The sequence below is a fragment of the Oceanobacter sp. 4_MG-2023 genome, from assembly GCF_030689165.1.
GTDB lineage: Bacteria > Pseudomonadota > Gammaproteobacteria > Pseudomonadales > Oceanobacteraceae > Oceanobacter.
The window spans coordinates 1-1,720 of the sequence record NZ_JAUYVV010000059.1; the positions used below are offsets into that span (position 1 = coordinate 1).

General features: G+C 54.9%; 1 protein-coding gene. It reads right to left on the reverse strand.

All coding sequences use genetic code 11. The features are described 5' to 3' along the window. On the reverse strand, positions 1-1,571 hold a 1,571-nt coding region (locus Q8W24_RS16720), incomplete at its 3' end, for a DNA-binding protein (protein WP_305476028.1). Between the last annotated feature and the right edge of the window lie 149 nt (positions 1,572-1,720).

Consider the following 1,720-nt stretch of genomic DNA (forward strand, 5'->3'; position numbering starts at 1 on the left):
TCGTAGAACACGTTCACCTGTTCGCCGGTGTGCGCCGCCAGCTCGGCGTGGATATAAAACCCGCCGTCCAGCTTGATGCCTTTTTTGGTGATGGTTCGGGTGCCAGCCAGCTCACTCAGCAGCACATCCAGCACGCGCTCGTCGTCGATCGTGCGGATGTGTCCGGCATAGCTGGCTATGCGGGCGGCAGGTGATTCCCCCAGGCTACTGTGGCGGCGGGTGTGGTATTCGTGTTCCAGCCAGTCGTCGCAGTATTGCTGCAACTCAGCCGAGGACATTTTCACGTCGATCAGTTCGTCTTTTTTAAACAGGCGGTCGCTGAAACTCTTGCGCGCTTCAATGGCCTGGCGCTCAACGATGTTGTGGCCGATAAACCCTGGCAACAGCTCGGCAATGTCGTGTGAAAATGTCTTGAAAACCCGTTCGATGTGCGGCTTTTTCCAGCCCTGAAATGGCGGGCAAAATTCCTGCTCGACGCCCAGGGAACGGAATACGTTCTGAATGTATTTGGATTTGTAGTCGGCACCGTTATCGGTTTTGGCAACCTCTGGTACACCCCAGCTCAACAGACAGCGGCGGATTACCTGCGCAACGCCTTTGCTATCAGAGGTGGGCATTACGACAAACAGGGTGCGGCGGCTATAAACGTCAATTGCGCCCAATATGGAATGACGACCATCGGTCAGCATCAGATCGGCAGGCGTACTGTCGAACTCCCAAAGCTGATTCAGCGCGTGAACGTGTTCGCTGGCGCTTCCTTGGGCGTCCATATATTTGTTTTTCCAGGCGTCCGGGTTGGTAACGGCGGTGTATACGGCGCGGTTATCCGATTTCCATTGATTAACCCAGTCACATAAGCGGCGTTCGCTCGGCAGCGTTATATCCTGCCCGGCAAATTCGGCACGAAGTGCTTTGGCCAACGTAGTGATTTTGATATGTGGATGGCCCACGACCATACCGACGATGTATTCACGCAGCGCGGGTTGGCTATCGACAATGCCGCTGCCGCGACGACCTTTGCCGGTGTCACCGGCCAGGGCATCAATGCCCTGTTCGCGGATCTTCTTTTCCCACAAATACAGGCTGGGGCGGGAGCATTTGGGTTCGATCTCGCGTACCCAGGCTTCTACTGTGATTTCTTCCTTCTTATATAAGGAAGCAAACTCGGTATATGCCTTGCCTTTTGGCAAACCACTGGCGCGGTGAAATTCTTGCGCGGCGGTCAATACCGCAAGAATGGCATCGACCTTTTTCTTTTGGTTGGCCGACAGCTTTTTATAGCGATTTAACGATTGTTCACGGTGTTGCTGTTGCAGTTGTGACTGAGCATCCATATCGGCAATAACAGGATTGGATTTTGCGCGGGCGGCCGCTTTTTTGGCCATACTGATACGCAGTGCCCGCTGGCTGGCGGCTGGCAGGCTGCTAATGTGATATTCAAAACCACCGCCACGACCAGAGCGCGGGCGCGATTGCCAAACTTCGGTTGTGGCCTTTCTCGCGATGCTCCGTACGGTCTCAGGCAAACCGGCAACACCGGCTAATTCCTGAGTGCTAAACCAGTCGTTCATTCGTCACCCCCAAACAATTCCAGCTCGGGTGATCCCATACGTTCAACCCGCACGCGATGACTGGCTACCTCGGCCATATGGCGTGCCAGCTCGGCCTTAGCGGCTTCGCCATCTTCATTGCTCATATAAAAAGCCGCGAGTACGGCAAC